Origin of the sequence: Tamlana flava, from assembly GCF_041287255.1 — a bacterium.
Classification (GTDB): Bacteria; Bacteroidota; Bacteroidia; order Flavobacteriales; family Flavobacteriaceae; genus Tamlana; species Tamlana flava.
Map to the genome: position 1 here is coordinate 571,576 of NZ_JBGGTX010000003.1, position 20,830 is coordinate 592,405.

19 protein-coding genes are annotated in these 20,830 nt (G+C 36.7%); 5 read left to right on the top strand and 14 right to left on the bottom strand.

The window, feature by feature from the left end; translation table 11 throughout:
* Window positions 1–81: 81 nt before the first annotated feature.
* Together ACB104_RS11635 and ACB104_RS11640 are read right to left on the bottom strand one after the other, a co-directional pair.
* Entirely contained in the window at window positions 82–1,371 is a 1,290-nt protein-coding gene (locus ACB104_RS11635) for an ammonium transporter (protein WP_370478883.1), read from the bottom strand.
* 83 nt (window positions 1,372–1,454) lie between these two features.
* On the bottom strand, window positions 1,455–2,444 hold the full coding sequence (locus ACB104_RS11640) for an outer membrane beta-barrel protein (RefSeq protein ID WP_370478885.1): 990 nt from the start codon (window positions 2,442–2,444) through the stop codon (window positions 1,455–1,457).
* Between the two features lie 467 nt (window positions 2,445–2,911).
* On the opposite strand from ACB104_RS11640, the gene gltB reads away from it, so the two are divergent.
* Window positions 2,912–7,426 (top strand): glutamate synthase large subunit, encoded by a 4,515-nt coding sequence (gltB, locus tag ACB104_RS11645; RefSeq protein ID WP_370478886.1) that lies wholly within the window; start codon window positions 2,912–2,914, stop codon window positions 7,424–7,426.
* A 4-nt stretch (window positions 7,427–7,430) separates the two neighbouring features.
* Entirely contained in the window at window positions 7,431–8,894 is a 1,464-nt protein-coding gene (locus tag ACB104_RS11650; RefSeq protein ID WP_370478888.1) for a glutamate synthase subunit beta, read from the top strand.
* Between the two features lie 72 nt (window positions 8,895–8,966).
* Here the strand turns inward: ACB104_RS11650 and fbp are convergent, their stop codons facing one another.
* On the bottom strand, window positions 8,967–9,974 hold the full coding sequence (gene fbp, locus ACB104_RS11655; protein WP_370478889.1) for a class 1 fructose-bisphosphatase: 1,008 nt from the start codon (window positions 9,972–9,974) through the stop codon (window positions 8,967–8,969).
* Between the two features lie 116 nt (window positions 9,975–10,090).
* On the opposite strand from fbp, the gene ACB104_RS11660 reads away from it, so the two are divergent.
* The 3 genes from ACB104_RS11660 to ACB104_RS11670 are packed head-to-tail and all read left to right on the top strand — an operon-like array spanning window position 10,091 to window position 13,680.
* On the top strand, window positions 10,091–10,570 hold the full coding sequence (locus ACB104_RS11660; protein WP_370478890.1) for a GNAT family N-acetyltransferase: 480 nt from the start codon (window positions 10,091–10,093) through the stop codon (window positions 10,568–10,570).
* Between the two features lies 1 nt (window position 10,571).
* A complete protein-coding gene (locus ACB104_RS11665) occupies window positions 10,572–11,822 on the top strand; it encodes an aspartate kinase (RefSeq protein ID WP_370478892.1) in 1,251 nt (416 codons plus the stop codon).
* Between the two features lie 22 nt (window positions 11,823–11,844).
* On the top strand, window positions 11,845–13,680 hold the full coding sequence (locus tag ACB104_RS11670) for a GNAT family N-acyltransferase (RefSeq protein WP_370478894.1): 1,836 nt from the start codon (window positions 11,845–11,847) through the stop codon (window positions 13,678–13,680).
* Here the strand turns inward: ACB104_RS11670 and ACB104_RS11675 are convergent.
* The 11 genes from ACB104_RS11675 to mgtE all read right to left on the bottom strand — a co-directional run bounded on the left by ACB104_RS11675 (window position 13,677) and on the right by mgtE (window position 20,820).
* The gene (locus ACB104_RS11675; RefSeq protein WP_370478895.1) at window positions 13,677–14,114 is read right to left on the bottom strand and encodes an arsenate reductase ArsC; all 438 of its coding nucleotides are present in this window, start codon (window positions 14,112–14,114) and stop codon (window positions 13,677–13,679) included. The genes ACB104_RS11670 and ACB104_RS11675 overlap by 4 nt on opposite strands.
* An 18-nt stretch (window positions 14,115–14,132) precedes the next feature.
* Window positions 14,133–14,645 carry a GNAT family N-acetyltransferase gene (locus tag ACB104_RS11680; RefSeq protein ID WP_370478897.1) on the bottom strand — a complete coding sequence of 171 codons (513 nt, stop codon included), beginning with the start codon at window positions 14,643–14,645 and terminating at the stop codon, window positions 14,133–14,135.
* Window positions 14,608–15,105 (bottom strand): DUF6428 family protein, encoded by a 498-nt coding sequence (locus ACB104_RS11685; RefSeq protein ID WP_370478899.1) that lies wholly within the window; start codon window positions 15,103–15,105, stop codon window positions 14,608–14,610. The genes ACB104_RS11680 and ACB104_RS11685 overlap by 38 nt, the downstream gene beginning before the upstream one ends.
* Window positions 15,106–15,148: 43 nt before the next feature.
* Window positions 15,149–15,472: an ArsR/SmtB family transcription factor gene (locus tag ACB104_RS11690; protein WP_370478901.1), complete on the bottom strand. Its 324-nt coding sequence runs from the start codon at window positions 15,470–15,472 to the stop codon at window positions 15,149–15,151.
* Between the two features lie 81 nt (window positions 15,473–15,553).
* Entirely contained in the window at window positions 15,554–16,009 is a 456-nt protein-coding gene (locus ACB104_RS11695; RefSeq protein ID WP_370478903.1) for a YtxH domain-containing protein, read from the bottom strand.
* Window positions 16,010–16,291: 282 nt separating this feature from the next.
* Window positions 16,292–17,056, bottom strand: a complete 765-nt coding sequence (locus tag ACB104_RS11700) for a sulfite exporter TauE/SafE family protein (RefSeq protein WP_370478904.1) — start codon at window positions 17,054–17,056, stop codon at window positions 16,292–16,294.
* 22 nt (window positions 17,057–17,078) lie between these two features.
* Window positions 17,079–17,465: a VOC family protein gene (locus ACB104_RS11705; protein ID WP_370478906.1), complete on the bottom strand. Its 387-nt coding sequence runs from the start codon at window positions 17,463–17,465 to the stop codon at window positions 17,079–17,081.
* A gap of 12 nt (window positions 17,466–17,477) precedes the next feature.
* Window positions 17,478–17,849 (bottom strand): VOC family protein, encoded by a 372-nt coding sequence (locus tag ACB104_RS11710; RefSeq protein ID WP_370478908.1) that lies wholly within the window; start codon window positions 17,847–17,849, stop codon window positions 17,478–17,480.
* Window positions 17,850–17,863: 14 nt separating this feature from the next.
* Window positions 17,864–18,322, bottom strand: coding sequence for a DUF1801 domain-containing protein (locus tag ACB104_RS11715; protein ID WP_370478910.1), 459 nt, complete (start codon window positions 18,320–18,322; stop codon window positions 17,864–17,866).
* Between the two features lie 103 nt (window positions 18,323–18,425).
* Complete coding sequence (locus ACB104_RS11720) at window positions 18,426–19,373, bottom strand: 2-hydroxyacid dehydrogenase (protein WP_370478911.1); 948 nt, start codon at window positions 19,371–19,373, stop codon at window positions 18,426–18,428.
* Between the two features lie 70 nt (window positions 19,374–19,443).
* On the bottom strand, window positions 19,444–20,820 hold the full coding sequence (mgtE, locus tag ACB104_RS11725) for a magnesium transporter (protein ID WP_370478912.1): 1,377 nt from the start codon (window positions 20,818–20,820) through the stop codon (window positions 19,444–19,446).
* Window positions 20,821–20,830 lie beyond the last annotated feature (10 nt).

Here is a 20,830-nt window from a genome sequence, read left to right on the forward strand (position 1 = left end):
CTCTGTAAAAGTTTAAAAGATGCCCCAAAGAAAGGGGCATCTTTTAACTTGGTTACTAATAATATTAATTTAAACTCAAGATTACTCTTCAATTTCTCTTTGTCTCTTACCTGGGTAAGCAATTTCTCCGTGCTCAGAAATATCAAGACCTGCGATTTCTTCTTTTTCAGAAACTCTTAATCCACTAAACACTTTCTTAATAATGAACAAGAAAATAAATGACGTTGTGATGGCCCAAACTGCATAGGCTACAACTCCAATAGCTTGTGCACCTAATTGAGCAGCACCACCACCATTAAATAAACCGATACCAGTATCTCCATCAACACCCCAAAGTCCGATTACCAAAGTACCCCAAGCACCAGCTACACCGTGTACAGAAATAGCACCTACAGCATCGTCAATTTTTAATGTTTTTTCAATAAATCCAATTGACACCACAACTAATAGTCCACCTAGAAGACCAGCTAATACAGCACCACCTTCAGACATGTTACCACAACCTGCAGTAATACTAACAAGACCAGCAAGCGCACCATTTAAAGTCATACCAAGGTTTGGTTTTCCATTTTTAATCCAAGTGAACACCAATCCGCCTAAAGCACCTGCAGCAGCAGCCAAGTTTGTTACTAGAACTACTTGAGAAGCAGCAGTGGCATCATCACCACCCCAAGCTAATTGAGAACCACCGTTAAAACCGAACCATCCTAACCAAAGGATGAATACACCCAAAGTAGCGTACATTTGGTTATGACCGTGCATAACGTTTGGTTGACCATTTAAGAACTTACCAATTCTAGGACCTACCATCCAAGCAGCAACAAGAGCAGCCCATCCACCAACAGAGTGAACAATAGAAGACCCAGCAAAATCGATAAATTCAGCAGGCATAATACCATCGGTATTGTTTAACCATCCACCGTTCCATTCCCATCCACCAGCTATTGGGTAAATGAAAGCCGTTAATACAATACTGAAGATTGCATAGGTTGTATATTTTGTTCTTCCTGCAATTGCTCCAGAAACGATTGTTGCAGCAGTTGCGGCAAATACGGTTTGGAAGAATAAATCTGCAGCTCCTTGAGAGAACACTAGCCCTCCCCAGTGGAAGAATCCACCACCTTGATCTGCTCCGTACATTAATGAATATCCAATAAACCAGAAAGCCAATGAACCAACTGCTATATCCAAGAAGTTTTTCATGGCAATGTTTACCGCGTTTTTAGAATCTGTCATACCAGACTCCACCAAGAAGAATCCTGCTTGCATAAAGAATACCAAGATACCTGAAATAAGCATCCAAAGCATTCCCATGTCGCCTTCAATCGCGGCGGTGTCCTGCATAATAAGAGGGATATTTAATATTGACATAATAAATAATTTTTAGGGTTAGTATAAGATGGGAGAGCAAGAGTAAACTTTACTCTCCCTTTTAATTATTTTAATTTTCTCTCTTAGAAAGAGTAAATAGCAGCTAAAGTAAAAGCAGCTAAGTTATCAGTAAAAGCACCGTCTGAATCTAAATAAGGCATTGAATCGCTCCAAGAATCCAATCTTATTTCTGGCTTTATAATCAAGTTTTCCACAGTATAACTACCTGTTAAAGTAAGTGAAAGCACACTTTCCTCAGCTGGATTAGCATCTCCATGCAAACCAAAATATTCACCTCTCAATCCTAAAGAGAAACTATCAGATGTTGCTAATTGTGGATATAGAGCGGCACCATAAAAGCCTGAACCGTCATTATCTTGATAAGCTCCATTAATACCTAAGAAGAAGTCTTCTGACAAATCAAAACCACCTGTGTAATCAATTTCAAAACCTAAAACCTCATTATCGTCATAGTATAAATTCAAGAATTGACCAGCATAACCTAGTTGAGCCCCAAGAGCATAACCCCCTGTCATATTATAATTAACATCTGTCGGGTTCATTAAAGCCAACATCAAGCTAAAATCATCACTAATGGCAAAATCAGCTTTCAAACCAACCATTGAAAAAGGTCCGCTAGAAAACATGTAAGATGTACTGTAGTTGAAGTTACCTACCGGAGATATTACCTCGTATCCTAAATATGTATTCCATCTACCTAGAGTTAATGTAGTACTTTCAGATACATTCCAATAAGCATACAACTGATTAATGAAAATATCCATATCGCCTCCTACAGCTTGAAGACCTCTAGTTCCGAAAGCCAAATCAGCAACGGCTCCAGTTTTTTCTCCTTCGTAAGACGCAATAACATTTGCCATACCTAAAGCAAAACCTGTTTGGTCAGCAAATGAAGTTCCGAATGGAATATAATTATCATCTGAAGACGTTAAATAGGTTTGATAGTAAGTATCAACACTACCACCAATAGTTAATTTTGACTCTGTTGTTTCTTCTTGTGCAAATAAACTACATGCTAAAAAGAACATTGAAAGTGTAATAAGTTTTTTCATAATTGTTTTCATTTAAGTTATTAATTCTTTTAGTTAATTTTTCCTTAAGAACGGCGTAAAACTATGTCAAAAACTTTTAACCCCCATAAAAAAGAGGGGTAATTAGTTTACTTTTATTGATATTCTAATTTTATCCCCATTTTTTTGAGGGTATTCATCAAATTATTTATTTTTTTGTCATTTCTACAACATCAACATTTGAATTATTGTCAGTATTTTCTAATTTTTGATGCTATTTTTTTTGTTAATTCAGCTATTTATTAGGTTTAATTAACATATCTGTATTTAACACTGAAAATAAGCGGTTTGAATATTTATTAAAAAACCCGTTTAATATTGATAGATAATTATTTTTATATTGGTAATGCTCCTAAAATCGAAATAATGAAATTCTCGCTATTGTAATTCGAAAACTAGTGCATATCTTTACACTTCAACTCAAGATTTTAAACCTATAATTGTTGATTATGCTGACGAAACAAGGACTTTATTTACCAGAATTCGAACACGAAAATTGTGGTGCTGGTTTTATCTGTAACCTTAAGGGTGAAAAGACAAATCAAATCATACATGATGCCTTGGAAATTCTGGTAAAATTGGAACACCGTGGTGGTGTAAGTGCTGATGGAAAAACTGGAGACGGTGCCGGTTTATTAATTGATATTCCTCATGACTATTTTAAACGTGTTTGTGACTTTGAAATTCCAGAGCCCAAAGAGTATGCCGTGGGTATGGTTTTCTTGCCGAAAAACACCAATCAATACAAGTTTTGCAAAACTGTTTTTGAGAAAGAAATAAAGGCTCAAGACCTATCTATTTTAGGCTGGAGAAAAGTGCCTGTCGATTCCACCCAGCTGGGAGAAATTGCCAAGGCTTCAGAGCCAACCATAGAGCAAATATTTATTGGCAAAACCGAAGATATTAAAGACGCTATTTTTAATGCTAAATTATATGCTGCACGTAAAATTACTGAGCACGAAATTTTAAATTCAAAAATATCTGAAAGCTCATATTTCTATGTGCCCAGTTTGTCAACAACTACGTTGATTTATAAAGGTATTATCATGCCTGAGGACATTGGCCCATATTATACAGACTTGCAGCAAATAGACTTGGTTACACGTCTGGCTTTGGTACACCAACGTTTCTCTACCAACACCATGCCTACTTGGGAACTCGCTCAACCATTCCGTTATATGTGCCAAAACGGTGAAATAAACACCTTACGCGGAAACGTTAGTAGAATGCGCGTTCGTGAGGAAATCATGAAAAGTGAGGTTTTTGGTCCACAAATTGAAAAATTGTTCCCAATTATTTTACCTGGTAAATCAGATTCCGCTTCTATGGATATGGTTGTAGAACTGTTAACTCATACAGGACGTTCGTTACCTGAAATCATGATGATGATGATTCCAGAGGCATGGGAAAAACACAAAACCATGAGTGAGGACAAAAAGGCATTTTATGAATACAATGCTTGTATCATGGAACCATGGGATGGCCCTGCTTCTGTACCATTTACTGACGGAAATTATATAGGTGCCCTTTTGGACAGAAATGGTTTAAGACCATCAAGATATACCATTACCAAGAGTGGTAAATTAATTATGTCTTCTGAAATTGGAGTGGTTAATATTCCTCCTTCAGACATTGAAAGCCATGGTAGATTGGAACCAGGAAAAATGTTCTTGGTAGACATGAACGAAGGCCGCATTATTGAAGACGAAGAAATTAAAAGCAAAATAGTTTCAGAGAGACCATATAAAAAATGGTTGGACAAAACACGTTTACACTTAAGGAACGTTCCTTATACAAACGAAACTTGTCCGATTGAAACTATTGATATTAAAACAAGACAACGTTTATTCAACTACACATTTGAGGATATCCAGGAAATCATTGCTCCAATGGCCGAAACAGGCAAAGAAGCTCTGGGTTCAATGGGTATTGATACGCCTTTGGCTGTTTTGTCTGACAGACCTCAACTTATTTCAAATTACTTTAAACAGTTATTTGCACAAGTTACCAACCCTCCTTTGGATGGTATTCGGGAAGAAATTGTAACCGATATTGCCTTAAACTTAGGTAAAGACCGAAATATTTTCAGCATTACCGAAAGACAGTGCAGAAAACTTAGAATACAAAACCCTGTTGTTTCCAATGCCGATTTAGAAAAAATAAGAACCATTTCAATTGATGGCTTCAAGGCTGAAACCATTCAAATGCTTTATCCAAAAGCGCAAGGTTTAAATGGCTTGGAAGATGCACTTGAAGATATCATAATTCAGGTTGAAAAAGCTCTAGATAGAGGTACAAACATCATCATTCTTTCAGACAGAGGGGTGAATAAAGAATTCGCACCTATTCCAGCGCTTTTGGCATGTTCGTATGTAAATCACCAAATGAATCGTTTGCGTAAACGTTCTTATTTCGATATAATAATTGAGTCTGCAGAACCTCGTGAACCACACCATTTTGCAGTTCTTTTTGGCTATGGCGCTAGTGCCATTAACCCTTATATGGTTAATGAAATTATTAGGATGCAAGTTAGGGAGGGCTTTATTGCCAATATGGATGAGCAACAGGCCGTGACAAATTTCAATAGAGCCATAGGAAAAGGCATTTTAAAAATCATGAACAAAATCGGAATCTCTACTTTACACTCGTACAGAGGTTCTCAAATTTTCGAGATTGTTGGTTTCAACTCCCAATTCGTTGAAAAATATTTCCCTTACACAGCCTCAAGAATTGAAGGTATTGGGTTATACGAAATTGAAAAAGAAATTAACGAACGCTATAAACTGGCTTATCCTGACAAATTAATTGACAAACGCTTAGGATTAAACATTGGTGGTGATTATAGATGGAGACGTAATGGCGAGCGCCATATGTTCAACCCTACGACTATTGCAAAATTGCAACAGGCCGTTCGATTAAGTGACCAAAAAAGTTATGACGTTTATGCCAAAGCCATAAATGAGCAATCTGAGAACTTAATGACCATTCGTGGGCTGTTTGAGTTTACTAATTTAGACCCTATTCCTATTGAAGAGGTGGAAGATTGGACCGAAATAGTGAAACGTTTTAAAACGGGAGCTATGTCTTACGGATCGATATCAAGGGAAGCTCATGAAAATTTGGCCATTGCCATGAACCGTATTGGTGGTAAATCCAATTCTGGTGAAGGTGGTGAGGACAGAAGGCGTTTCCAAAAAGATGTAAATGGAGACAGCAGAAACTCTGCCATCAAACAGGTTGCATCAGGTCGCTTTGGTGTAACATCCCACTATTTGACCAACGCAAAGGAAATTCAAATAAAAATGGCGCAAGGTGCCAAGCCTGGTGAAGGCGGACAACTTCCAGCACATAAAGTTTTGCCATGGATTGCTGCTGCCCGTAACTCCACACCTTTTGTTGGGTTGATTTCTCCGCCGCCACATCACGATATTTATTCTATTGAAGATTTGGCTCAGCTTATCTTCGATTTGAAAAATGCCAACCGGGATGCAAGAATCAATGTAAAATTAGTTTCTGAAGTTGGTGTTGGTACGATTGCCGCTGGTGTTTCTAAAGCAAAAGCAGATGTGGTGTTAATTTCAGGTTATGACGGCGGTACTGGAGCATCTCCTTTAACATCATTAAAACACGCTGGTTTACCATGGGAGCTTGGTTTATCTGAAGCACAACAAACCTTAGTATTAAATAATTTAAGAAGTAGAATTGTTGTAGAATGCGATGGACAATTAAAAACAGGTCGTGATGTTGCTGTCGCTGCCTTATTAGGTGCCGAAGAATTTGGTTTTGCAACCGCACCTCTTGTGGCTTCTGGCTGTATTATGATGCGTAAATGCCATTTAAATACCTGCCCAGTAGGTATTGCAACCCAAGATAAAGAATTACGTAAAAACTTTAAAGGTACGCCAGAGCACGTTATTAACTTTTTCTATTATGTAGCAGAAGAATTAAGAGGTATTATGGCACAACTTGGGTTCAGAACTTTAGCTGAAATGGTTGGACAAACGCATAAAATTAATGCCAATAAAGCCATTAAGCACTACAAAGCAAAAGGCTTGGATTTATCCAGCATTTTACACAGACCAAGCGCTTACAGTAAGCTTACGGTTAGAAATACGGAACAACAAGAACATAATTTAGACAACGTTTTAGACTTTACTATTTTAAAAGATTCGCATAGAGCTTTATATAGAAAGGAAAAAATGAATTTGTCATATCCTATCAAAAACGTTGACCGTACTGTTGGGGCTATTGTAAGCAACGAAATTTCAAAAATATACGGTCATTTGGGCTTACCTGAAGACACTTTAAATATCAACTTTAAAGGTTCTGCCGGTCAAAGTTTTGGTGCCTTTGGCGCACACGGACTTACCTTCTCTCTTGATGGAAATACTAACGATTATTTAGGTAAAGGATTATCTGGAGCTAAATTGATCGTTAGAAAACCAGCTGAAGCTGACTTTTTAGCTGAAAATAATATTATCGTTGGTAATGTTTGTCTATTTGGTGCCGTTCAAGGACAGGCCTATATAAACGGCATTGCCGGGGAGCGTTTTGCGGTTAGAAACTCTGGATCTACTGCCGTAGTAGAAGGTGTGGGTGACCACTGCTGTGAATACATGACTGGAGGCAAAGTTGTTGTTTTAGGAAAAACAGGAAGAAACTTTGCTGCAGGTATGAGTGGAGGTATCGCTTATGTTTACGATCCAAACAATAAATTCGTAAACGGTTTGTGTAACACTGAAACAATTGAATTTGAAGATATTTCTCAGGAAGACGCTGCTGATTTAAAAGGCCTAATAGAAAAGCATGTACTTTATACAAACAGTAATCTTGGTCAAAAACTTTTAGCTGATTGGGATAATAGTCTAGCCAATTTTGTAAAGGTCATGCCAACAGAATACAAACGTGCCTTAAAACGTTTAGAGACAGAAGAACAAATGGTAGAAGAATTAACAATAGCATAGTGTCATGGGAAAAGTAACCGGATTCAAAGAATTTGAAAGACAAGATGAAAAATACACGCCTGTTGAAGAACGGGTAAAACATTATAAAGAATTTACAGTTCCATTAAGTGAAGAAGAAATAACCAAACAAGGTTCGCGTTGTATGGATTGCGGTATCCCATTTTGCCATAGTGGGTGCCCTCTGGGGAATTTAATCCCAGATTTTAACCATATGGTACACCAAGGTGAATGGCAAAAAGCCTCTTGGATACTGCATTCAACAAACAATTTCCCTGAATTCACAGGCAGATTATGTCCTGCACCTTGTGAAAAATCTTGTGTTTTGGGAATTATAGAAGACCCTGTTTCCATTGAAAATATCGAAAAACAGATTGTTGAACGTGCTTTTAAGGAAGGGTGGATTAAACCACAGCCTCCCAAAACAAGATCTGGAAAAACCATTGCCGTTGTAGGTTCTGGACCTGCTGGTTTGGCCGCTGCACAGCAATTAAATAGAGCTGGACATACCGTAACCGTTTTTGAAAGAGATGACGAAATCGGCGGACTTTTACGTTACGGCATCCCTAATTTCAAAATGGAAAAGGAAATCATTGACCGTCGTTTAGCCATTTTAGAGGCTGAAGGCATCACCTTTAAAACCAATGTTAATGTTGGTGTTAATTACGATGTTGAAGAACTAAAAGCCTTTGACGCTGTTGTACTTTGTGGTGGTGCTACCGAAAGACGCAGTCTACCGACTCCAGGAATTGATGCTGATGGTGTTGTACAAGCTATGGACTTTTTAACGCAACAAACCAAAGTACTTTTTGGTAAAAAAGTTGAAAACCAAGTCATGGCTACCGACAAACATGTTGTTGTAATTGGGGGTGGTGATACAGGATCAGACTGTGTTGGAACCTCTAACCGCCATGGAGCAAAATCGGTTGTGAATTTTGAAATCATGCCCAAACCTCCCGGGCACCGTTCACCAACTACGCCATGGCCATTCTGGCCGTTACAATTAAAAACATCGTCTTCACACGAAGAGGGTGTTGAACGCAATTGGTTAATAAATACTAAAGAATTTGTAACTGATAAAAATAATAAATTAACCGCCCTTAAAACGGTAAATGTTGAGTGGAAAATGGTTCCGGGTGAGCGCCCTCAATTAATTGAAGTACCTGGCACCGAAAAAACTTGGCCATGTGATCTAGCTTTATTGGCTCTTGGCTTTACAGGTCCGGAAAGTACGTTGGCAGATAAATTGGGCATTGAAAGAGACGCTCGATCAAACTATAAAGCCGAGTACGGAAAATACCAAACCAACATACCAAATATCTTTACTGCTGGAGATATGCGCCGTGGACAATCATTAATTGTTTGGGCCATTTCTGAAGGACGCGAATCCGCCCGCCAAGTAGATTTATATTTGATGGGCAAATCAGATTTACCATCAAAAGATGTTGCTGGGGATTTGGTTGCTTTATAGGCAAACACAAAATGAAAGAACAAAAAAATGCGAGCTAAAAGCTCGCATTTTTTATTCCATTACCTTTCTTATTTATTGAGCATTCCGCATAAATTCCTCAGCCTTTTCAACCATATTCTTGCTGCCACAAATAAAGGGCACGCGTTGGTGCAACTCAGTTGGTTCAACATCTAAAGTTCTTGTAAACCCATCACTGGATTTACCATTAGCCTGTTCCGCCAAAAATGCCATAGGGTTACATTCGTATAACAAACGTAGTTTTCCGTTAGGATTCTTCGAACTTTGAGGGTATAAATAAATACCTCCTTTAATCATATTTCTATGAAAATCAGAAACCAATGAGCCAATATACCTAGAGGTATAGGGCCTATCTTCCTCTTCCTTTTGGCAATATTTAATATAGTTTTTAATGCCTTGCGGAAAATGAATATAATTTCCTTCGTTTACCGAATAAATATTGCCATCAACTGGATATTTCATATTTGGATGCGATAAGTAAAATGATCCAATGGCTGGGTTTAAGGTAAAGCCATTAACACCATCACCAGTGGTATAAACTAACATGGTTGATGTACCATAAACCACATAACCAGCTGCAACCTGTTCGCTTCCCTTCTGAAGAAAATCTTCGAGTTGAACGGGTGTACCAACTGGTGTTACCCTTCTATAAATAGAAAAAATTGTCCCTACTGAAACATTTACGTCAATATTCGAAGAGCCATCCAAAGGATCTATCAAAACGACATATTTATTTTGATGGTTTTCGTCTTGACTGTTTATAGTTATAAAATCATCTTCCTCTTCACTGGCAATACCACAAACAATGTTCCGCTTGGTTAACGTTTGTATAAACTTCTCATTGGCATAAACATCAAGTTTTTGCTGGTCTTCACCTTGAATATTGGTATCTCCTGCCGCCCCAATAATATCAACCAAACCAGCCTTATTTACCTCGTGGTTAACAACTTTTGCAGCAAGACGGATGGAATTAAGTAAACTTGATAACTCACCAGAGGAATACTTAAAAGATGCCTGGTTTTCTATAATAAATTCCCCGAGAGTTTGCTTTTTATGAGCCATAGTTGATTAGTTTGTTTCTACAAATTAACTGAATTTTTTGGCAAACTACAACGTTTTCGTTATCGATTACACCATTATTTAACTTTAAACTATATTTGATATAATTTTTAAGAAATATGAATTTTACTATAAGAAAATCTGTTAAAAACGATATGCTCCAAGTTTTAGAATTAATTAAAGAACTAGCCATATTTGAAAAAGAACCTGATGCCGTTGAAGTTACGGCAGAAGATTTGGAACAGGATGGTTTTGGAGAGCATCCAGCATTCCTGTGCTTTGTTGCCGAAGTTAATGCAAAAATTGAAGGCATTGCATTAATTTATAACCGCTATTCCACATGGAAAGGTCGCGCCATTCATTTAGAAGATTTAATTGTTCGGGAAACTATGCGCGGCACTGGAATTGGAACTGCACTTTTGGATGAAGTTATTAAATATGGCCATAGTATTGGTGTAAAACGTATTAATTGGGAGGTTCTGGATTGGAACGAACCTGCAATTGCTTTTTATGAAAATAAAGGCGCCAAGGTAATGCGCGATTGGGACGTGGTTCAATTAAGCGAAGAAGGTATTAAAAACTATATTTCAAAGTTATAGCATGAAGGTATTCAAATTTGGTGGGGCTTCGGTAAAAGATGCCGAAGGCGTAAAAAACTTAGCCTCCGTTTTAAAAGAAATAGGGCACTCAACTACGGTAGTCGTTGTTTCTGCAATGGGCAAAACTACCAATGCCCTAGAAGTTGTGGTTAAAAATTATTTTGAAAACAAAACCGAATTGCAAAGCTCAATCCAAGAAGTAAAAAAATATCACAATGAGATACTCTTAGATTTGTTTGACAATGAAAATCATCAGGTTTTTAAAAAAGTAATTACTCTTTTTGATGAATTAAGTGCCCTGCTAAAAGTCAACAAATCACCAGACTATAGCTTTGTATACGACCAAATTGTTGGTTACGGCGAATTGGTTTCTACGACCATAATTAGCGAGTACTTAAACAGTATCGGTTTAAGAAACATATGGATTGATGTTAGAAATCTAGTTAAAACAGATAATTATTACAGGCGTGCCAATGTAAATTGGACCGAGACTCAAAACTTAACATCTTCAAAATTCAATAAATCAGTTTTAAACATTACCCAAGGCTTTTTGGGAAGCGATGATAACAATTTTACAACAACACTTGGCAGAGAAGGCAGCGATTACACCGCAGCCATTATTGCCTATTGTTTAAATGCCGAAAGTGTTACCATTTGGAAAGATGTCCCTGGGGTTTTAAATGCCGACCCACGATATTTTGAAAATGCCCAAATACTCCATAAAATATCCTATCGAGAAGCTATCGAATTGGCTTTTTACGGTGCCTCGGTAATTCACCCAAAAACATTGCAACCTTTACAGCGCAAGGAAATTCCGTTATTTGTGAAATCATTTTTAAAACCAGAAAAACCTGGAACCCAAATTGGCAAAAACATCACCTTAGAACCCATGGTTCCGTGCTTTATAGTGAAGAAAAACCAAGTATTAATTTCATTGTCATCGTTAGATTTTTCATTTATCGTTGAAGAAAATATCAGCGAAATTTTCAGCTTGCTGCATCAATTTAAAATGAAGGTTGATGTTATTCAAAATTCAGCCATTAGTTTTTCAGTTTGCATTGACAATATTTATAATAATTTAGATAAGCTTTTACAGCATCTAAAAGCAAAATTTAAAGTAACTTGTCATGAAAACGTTTCGCTTTACACGATAAGACACTACAATCAAACTGCAATAAACCAAATAGAAGCGGACAAAACGGTGTTATTAAAACAATTAACACAAGAAACAATTCAAATAGTAACTAAATAAACAATTTAGTACATTTACAGCCATGAGTAAGCCACAAGATATAGGTTTAGTATCTGCCAAAGAAGTGGCCAAAGCCATTCAGTTGGACAAATATGGTTTTACAGGCACCTTTATTGGATGGCTTTTAATGAAGCTTCTTAAAATATCTACGTTAAATAAAATTTACAAGCGGAATAAGCACCTTAATGAACTTGAGTTTTTAAATGCTATTTTGGACGACTTTAAAATTAAGTTTGAAATTCCAGAAGAAGATTTAAAGCGCTTACCAAAAGACGGGGCATACATTACCATATCAAACCACCCGCTTGGTGGTATTGATGGCGTTCTCCTATTAAAATTAATGCTGGAACAACGCAAGGATTTTAAAATAATAGCCAATTTTTTACTTCACCGTATAGAGCCGTTAGTTCCGTTCATCATGCCTGTAAATCCTTTTGAGGACAGAAAGGATGCCAAATCGAGTGTAGCAGGTTTTAAAAATTCCATTCTTCATCTAAGGGAAGGACATCCGTTAGGTATTTTCCCTGCTGGTGAAGTATCAACCTATCGTGATGGCAAACTGGTGGTGGACAGACCTTGGGAAGAAGCCGCCATGAAATTGGTAAAAAAAGCCGAAGTGCCCGTGGTTCCTATTTATTTTCACGCTAAAAACAGCAAGCTATTTTATAAACTTTCAAAAATTAGCGACACCTTTAGAACAGCAAAACTGCCTTCAGAATTATTGACCCAAAAACGACGAACAATAAAAGTTCGGATTGGAAGACCAATTTCCGTGGAAGACCAAAAAGAACATGTTGGTCTGGAAGAATTCAGTGAATTTTTAAGACGAAAAACATACATGCTCTCCAATGCTTTTGAAGATAAACCCAAAATATTGGATAACATTTCTTCAACATTAAAAACCCCAAAAACCCCAAAAAACATAGTTACTCCGGTTGATTCTGCTATAATGCTGAAAGAAGTTGAAACACTAAGAAAGGAGGATTTGCGGCTATTGGAGAGTAAAAATTATGAAGTGTTTTTGGCCCAAGCCCAAAAAATACCAAATATACTTAGGGAGATTGGTCGCTTGCGTGAAATTACTTTTAGAGAGGTTGGAGAAGGCACTAACGAAGCTATAGACCTTGATACTTTTGATAATTATTACCACCATATGTTCCTATGGGATAATGAAAACAACATCATTGCAGGTGCATATAGAATGGGGTTAGGGTCGCAAATTTTTCAGAGATACGGCATTAATGGGTTTTACCTTCAAGACCTATTTCGATTTGAGCCCGAGCTTTATAAAATGATGAGCGAATCCATTGAAATGGGACGTGCCTTCATCATAAAAGAATATCAGCAAAAACCCATGCCCTTATTTTTGCTTTGGAAAGGCATCGTTCACACCACGCTACGCTACCCCGAACATAACTTTTTAATTGGAGGCGTCAGCATTAGCAACCAGTTTTCAAATTTCTCAAAATCATTGATGATTGAGTTTATGAAATCGCATTATTACGACCCTTATATAGCACAATATGTGAGACCTAAAAAAGAATTTAAGGTGAAGTTAAAAGACGCCGACAAAGATTTTGTTTTTGATGAAACCGAAGCCGATTTGAACAAATTCGATAAAATTATTGACGAAATAGAACCAGGAGCATTGCGCTTACCCGTATTACTCAAAAAATACATAAAACAAAATGCAAAGCTGGTAGCCTTTAATGTTGACCCTTTATTTAACAACTCAGTAGACGGGTTAATGTACATTAAAATTGCTGATCTACCTGAAAGTACCGTACGCCCCGTTATGGAGGAATTTCAAGCCGAATTGGAACGCAAGTTTAACAACAACGGCCATAACGAAAATTAAGCCACTTTATCTCCGCTTAAATATTCTTCAACAAATTTCTTAAAATATGCTTTTATTTCCTCTCTGGCTTTTAAAAATGCTGCATGCTTTTCAACTTCCGTCCCCACTAACTTTGATGGGTCATAAAAATTATGATGCAATCTTATTGCATTTTTGCTTGGAATAAAAGGGCAGTTTTCGTTGGCATGGTTGCAAACAGTAATGATGAAATCAAAATCCACATCAGAATATTCATCAACATGGTTTGAGGTATGGTGGTCAATGCTAATGCCGTCTTCCTTCATTATGGCAGCAGCTCCGGGGTTAATTCCATGAGTTTCAATTCCTGCACTGTAAACCATTACCTTTCTTTTATCTAAAAAATGGTTTAAATATCCGTGTGCCATTTGGCTTCTACAGGAATTTCCTGTGCACAATACTAAAATGTTTATCATTTTTCTCTATAATTCCTTTTAATCTATCTTTTTGCTTCTCCTTTCCAAAAGTTGATTGTCGTACCATTTACCGTTAAGTTTCCCTATTTTTTCTCGAACACCAACCATTCTGAATCCGCATTTTTTATGCAAATTGATACTGGCTTTATTTTCAGAAAAAATATTGGCTTGCAATGTCCAAAATCCCTGGGCTTCACTTTCTTTAATAAGGGATTTCAGTGATGATTCACCAATGCGTTTTCCTTTAAATCCATTTGAAACGTACACGCTAACTTCTGCTACCCCTCTGTAAACTTGCCGTTTAGACACTTGCGATAAAACGGCAAACCCAACCACCCCATTTTTAACAACTGCAACAGTTCTGCAACTAGAAAGGTATTTGGTATCCCATTCGTCCCAATTTGGACATTCTGTTTCAAAAGTGGCTACACCTGTGTCTATGCCATCAGAATATATTTTTGAAACAGCACCCCAATCAGTTTTCTGTAATGGCTTAACAGCAATTTCCATTTGGTGAACAGCAAGGCTCATCATTTTCATAAACTGGCTGCAAAACCTCTGGTGCACCACAAATCTCTCTTGCTTTGCAATCTGTTTTTTCAACGGCTAATTTAACTATTAGTTTGTTACCATTTATTTCGAAATCGTTAACAAATAACTGTGCAATATGAAATGTAGTGTTACTGTACTCAAATTTCACTTCAGCGTTTATATCATAAGGCTTCATCTTTCCTACTTTCTTCAGAATCCCCAAAGCCTTGAGTACGGACATATATTCCGTTTTACCCAACTCACTGGGGCTTTCCCATAGTTGGATAATTGTTTCATTCCAATTATCAGTTTGAGAACCACAATCAACAGAATCTATTTTAATATGCTTCACCTCTGTTATATGATAATTAGCCCCAACTAATAAGCCTGGTTTGTATTCGAACAACAATGATTTGTCTTTATGGTCTTCCAATACTTTGAATAATTCTTGTGTTTTCATATAATTTTTTATATTTAAATGAATTGCTAATGCCTAATATAGGCTAGCAACAATTAGATTTTGTATTATTAAAAAAGGTGTTTAATTGATTTTGTATTTCTGTCCAGCGTTCTACATCAATACAGTAGCACATGCTTTTGCCTTCAACTTCGCCTTTTAAAAGCCCGATGCTTTTCAGTTCTTTCAAGTGTTGTGAAACAGTGGCTTGGGCTAGACCAATTTCTTCAACCAAATCATTGCAAATGCATGCATTTTGATTGCTTATATATTGCAAAATGGCCACACGTGCAGGATGACCAAGTACTTTAAAAAACTGGGCCAAGTCATTTTGCTTTTCTGTAAATATTTGTGTTTTGGTGACTCCCATAATTAATTTATATATTGCAATATTACGATGTTAATTTGAAATAAAAAAGCCAAAACTGATTTTTTGGCCTTTTTTTAATTTTTATAATGCTTTAAACCAATCTTGAAAATGTGCTCCCAACATAGGTGTAAGTTTCTTTTCTCCGCTTAATGCTCCCACTAAACTCATTATCCAAAGTATTAAAACTAAGATCCAACCTATAACATTAATTAACGGTATAAAACTTAGAATTAAACCGATCAATCCAATTCCCAATACTTGGCGAATATAAAATGAACCTAGTTCTGTTTTATTACTGCTATTCATTACCAAAGCAATTACCCAACCGATTAACGTAATGTGAGCAATTATAGCCACATTTTTACCATCACTCAACACTTCCTTGACCTCTTCAGCAAACTCAGATGCAGCCTCTTTGGCATCCTCGGCAAACTCTTTGGCTTTTTCACTAGTTTTATTGGCAGCTTTTTTTGCGCCATCTTTAGCATCGCCTAACATATCGTTTAGGTCGTCGCTTAAATTTTTTTCATCAGACATAATTTTAAATTTTTGGTTAGAATATTCCTTATAAAGGTACTAAAAAATTAAATCGGTTTCAATTAGTTATTAATCAATTGAATGTCATTTTTCATTGAACAAACTCTTAATAAACCCTTTTGTTTTGTCATAAACTTCCGTTATTTACCCTTTAGCTTCATCGGCAAAATAATCCAATTTTTCATTGGCTTCTTCAGCTAAAATTTTTGTTTTTTGTTGACATGGTTTACAATTTTATACCTATTAGTATGTCAACTTCTCATTCTGTTACAACCTTGATCATTACCTAAATAACATGATAACACCTCCAAGGGCAGTGACAATTAAAATAAAACGCCGATAATTGACATTGGAAATTAATCTAACTATACGCGCACCCAAGAAAAAGCCAATGACAACTGGAGGGATAAGCACAGAATTGATCACCAAAGTTTCTGCGGTTACAGTTTTCCACACAAGAATATGAAAGGGAAGCTTAAATACATTTATAATGAAGAACAACCATGCCGCAGTACCTATAAATTCATTTTTAGGAAACCTAATAGCAAGAAAATATATGTTGGAAATTGGCCCGGCTAAATTACCTATCATCGTTGTGAAACCCGCCAAAAACCCCATTATAATACCAAATATTTTGTTTTTTGGAACGTTGGCAGATTTTCTGTGTTCAGTATAAAACATGATAAGGACCGAGGCAATTATGGTAACAGCCATTAGCCTTTTAAATACCATTTCAGAAATATCGTTACCTACCCAAACACCAACCAAAACGCCAACTATCATCCATGGAACAAGTTTTTTTATAATATGCCATTTAACATGATGGTAGTAATAGGTTACCGCAAAAATGTCAGCCACAATAAGCATGGGAAGCAAAACACCTGTAGAGGCCTTTTCACCGAAAACAAATGCCAAAATAACGACGATGATGATGCCAATGCCTTTAATGCCAGATTTTGAAAGTCCCAATAAAAAAACCGCAAAACTGATGGCCAGCCATTGCAATGCAGTTAAATGATACGACTGAAGTATTTCTAAGTAAGACAATGGTTATTTTTTGAAAACGAATTTACAAAAAAGCACTATCAACAGGTTCCCAAAGCTCTATTTTATTCCCATCGTTATCGAGTATCCAGCCAAATTTTCCGTATTCGTATTCCTCAACTTCGCCAACAACAGTAACATCTTCTTCTTTTAAAACCTTCAGCAATTCATGTAAATTCTCCACTCTATAATTAAACACAAACTCCTTTTTTGAAGGCCGGTAATATCTAGTATCTTTAGGAAAAGGGCTCCATTGGTTTGAACAACCATTGCCCTCTTTATCTTTCCACCAAAAGGTACAACCATAATGGTTGGTATTAAACCCTAAATGCCTTTTGCACCAATATTTTGTGGCTTTTGGGTCTTTGGTTTTAAAAAACAAGCCTCCAATGCCAGTTGCTCGCCTTTTCATTTTTTTGAGGGTTTAAACATGTTGATCAATAAGTATGGTATTCCCATCGGGGTCATACAACACTATACTTGCTGGCCCAGAAGCGGTTTCGTCAGTTTCGCTTTCTAAAGGGATATTGTTGCTTTTTAAATGTTTTTGAATACTTCTAACATCATCAAAAGGTTCCACCTTGTTGGCATTTTCATCCCAGCCTGGGATAAAGGTTAAAATATTTTGTTCGAACATGCCTTGAAATATTCCAATTAATGGGTTGCCATTTTTCATGATGAGATAATTCATGGCCAAATCACCAGCGAACTTTTTAAACCCAATGGTTTCATAAAATTGTTTTGACCTCTTGAGGTCTTTCACGTTTAAGCTTACTGAAAATACTCCTAGTTTCATAATATTGATTTTAATTATTTCTCTTTGGTGTTGGTCTCGTAAATCGAAATCCATTCGTCCACAGAAATTTTTTGGCACAATTCGGCAATCAAACCATACGGAATATCATCAACTTTTTTAAACCGAATACAACTTTTTCCCATGTCTAATTTTCTATTACTGTGCTTTGGAAATTCTGAAACAAACCAATCATGAATTTCTGGAATGGCATAAATACCAATGTGGTAAAAGTTTATTGAATGTTTTTGGGATGCGAAACTCATAAAAGGCAATGGCTCTTTTGGGTTGCAATGATAACCATCTGGATAAATAGAATGTGGCACAAAATATCCAACCATACCATATTGAATGCCTTCTTGAAACCCTTTAGGCAAGTTTCCTTTTATAACCTTTCTCAATTTTTTTAATGCAATATGACGTTCTTCAGGAGCTTGACTTATGTAATCTTCAGGAGAATTGGCATTGTATTGCATAATGAAAACCTTAGAGAACTAAATTTAGTAAATTTCCCTCGTTAATCAGGATTTAACTACTTTAAGGCTTGGCCTAACACTAATATTAGTGACCTTAAATTCTCTAAGAGTTGGTCGTAGAGTAGTTTGCTTTTATCTTATCTACAATGGTTTGTGCCAACTTTTCTTTGCTTTCAACCGTCCAACCAGCAATGTGAGGTGTGAGCAAAACATTTTTAGCTTCAATTAAATATTGGAAAGCCTCAGGCAAATTAGAAGAAAATAAATGTTCAAAGGAAGCCTTTTCATACTCCAGAACATCCAATCCGGCGCCCAAAACTTTGCCAGATTTTAATGCATCAACTAAATCTAAAGTAACAACGCTTTTACCCCGAGCCGTATTTACAAACCAAAACGGTTTTTTAAACTGGTTGATAAAATCAGTATTTACCATGTCAACCGTTAAAGGTGTTTGTGGTGTGTGCAAACTTACTATATCAACCTTCTCTTGAAACTCCTTAAGCGAAACTTGTTTTGCATTTTTATCGCCAACATCGTCCTTAATATCATAGCATAAAACGGCAACATCAAAACCTTTAAGCTTTTTGGCAAAAGCTTTGCCCATATTGCCATAGCCAATTATGCCCACTGTTTTTCCATCAAGTTCAATACCTCTATTATCCTCACGTAGCCATTTTCCCTCCCTAACTTCGGCATCGGCCTTATTTAGCTTATTGAATAAAGACAGTAACATACCTAAAGCGTGTTCTCCGACGGCATTGCGGTTACCTTCTGGTGCTGATATCAAATAAACTCCTTTTTTTTCCGCATAATCGCAATCTATATTTTCGAGACCCGCTCCAACCCTACCAATAAATTTCAGGTTTATTGCTGCATCTAAAAATTGTTTATCTATTGTAAATCGGCTTCGTAAAATAACGCCGTCGTAATTTTTAATTTTCTTTTCTATATCCACTTTTGAGGACGAATAATCTTCATCATTTTGAAAACCTAACTGATTTAATTGATCAATTATCAGCGCATGGTTAGTATCAAGGTGAAGGATTTTCATAGTGACTGGAAAAGTGAAAGAAAGGCTTATTTAATTATTTAAATAAAATTACATGAAATCATGATAAGATTCAAATACCCAAAATGAGCTTTGCTATGGAGAAATAGATGAGTATGCCCAATATATCATTACTCGTAGTAATAAAAGGCCCTGTAGCAATTGCTGGATCTATTCCTCTTTTATCTAAAAACAAAGGCACAAAAGTTCCTATTAAACCGGCTACAACAATAACAACTACCAAAGATATGGAAACAGCCAATGCCGTGTTTGGGCTATTACCGATAATCCACACAAAAAGAAATAGAAATAGTGCTAGAATAAGCCCATTTAAAGCTGCAAGCAGCATTTCTTTAAACAATCGACTGTTTATACTTCCCTTAACGTCGTCGTTTGCCAAACCTTGAACAATAATGGCACTGGATTGTACCCCAACATTACCCGCCATCGCCGCTATTAATGGCGTAAAAAAGAACAGTACGGCATACTTGCTAAAAGCTTCCTGAAAGCCTTCCATTATAATAAATGCTCCTATACCTCCAACTAAACCTAAAAACAGCCATGGCAAACGGGCTTTGGTTAATTGCAAAATACTATCATCTGCCTCTACATCTCCGGTAATACCTGCAGCAAGTTGATAGTCTTTATCGGCTTCTTCTTTTAAAACATCTACAATATCGTCTATGGTAATTCTTCCCAAGAGGACTTTGTTGTCATCACTTTGAATTACGGGAATTGCTTCCAAATCGTATTTTGCCATAATTTTTGCTACTTCCTCTACATCTTCGTTTACATTTACATAATCAACACTGGAAATAAAAATATCAGCTATTTTTTGGTCGCTTTTTGCTACAATCAAATCTTTTAAAGATAATCGCCCAATGAGCCTTTCTTGCTTGTCTACCACATAAATGGAGTGAACTCGGGTAACATCTTTTGCCTGTCCGCGAATACGGCGAAGACACCCTGCCACCGTCCAAGTTTCATATACTTTTACAAGCTCTTTTGCCATAAGCCCCCCGGCCGTATCTTCATCATAAGCGAGTAGTTCCTTAATTTCCGCCTTATGGTCTTCATCCTCAATTCTGGAGATAACTTCATGTCGGCGTTCCTCTGGAAGTTCAGCAATAATATCGGCTGCGTCATCGGTATCAAGTTCTTCAACTTCATCTGCAATTTCTTGTGCAGAAAGATTTCTTAAAACCTTTTCCCGATTGTCTTCGTCCAACTCCATCAGCACATCGGAAGTGGTTTCAGAATCCAGAAGTTTTATAACATACATGGCCGGATCCAAATCCAACTCATCCAGAATTTCTGCAATATCGGCGTAATGAAACTCGTCCATAAGCTTTTTAAGCTCCTTATCTTTTCGCTCTTCGATAAGAAGTTCCACCTGCTCAATGAGTTCATCAGTAAGTTGAAATTGTATGTTTTCCTTTTCTTCTGACAAATTGAAAATA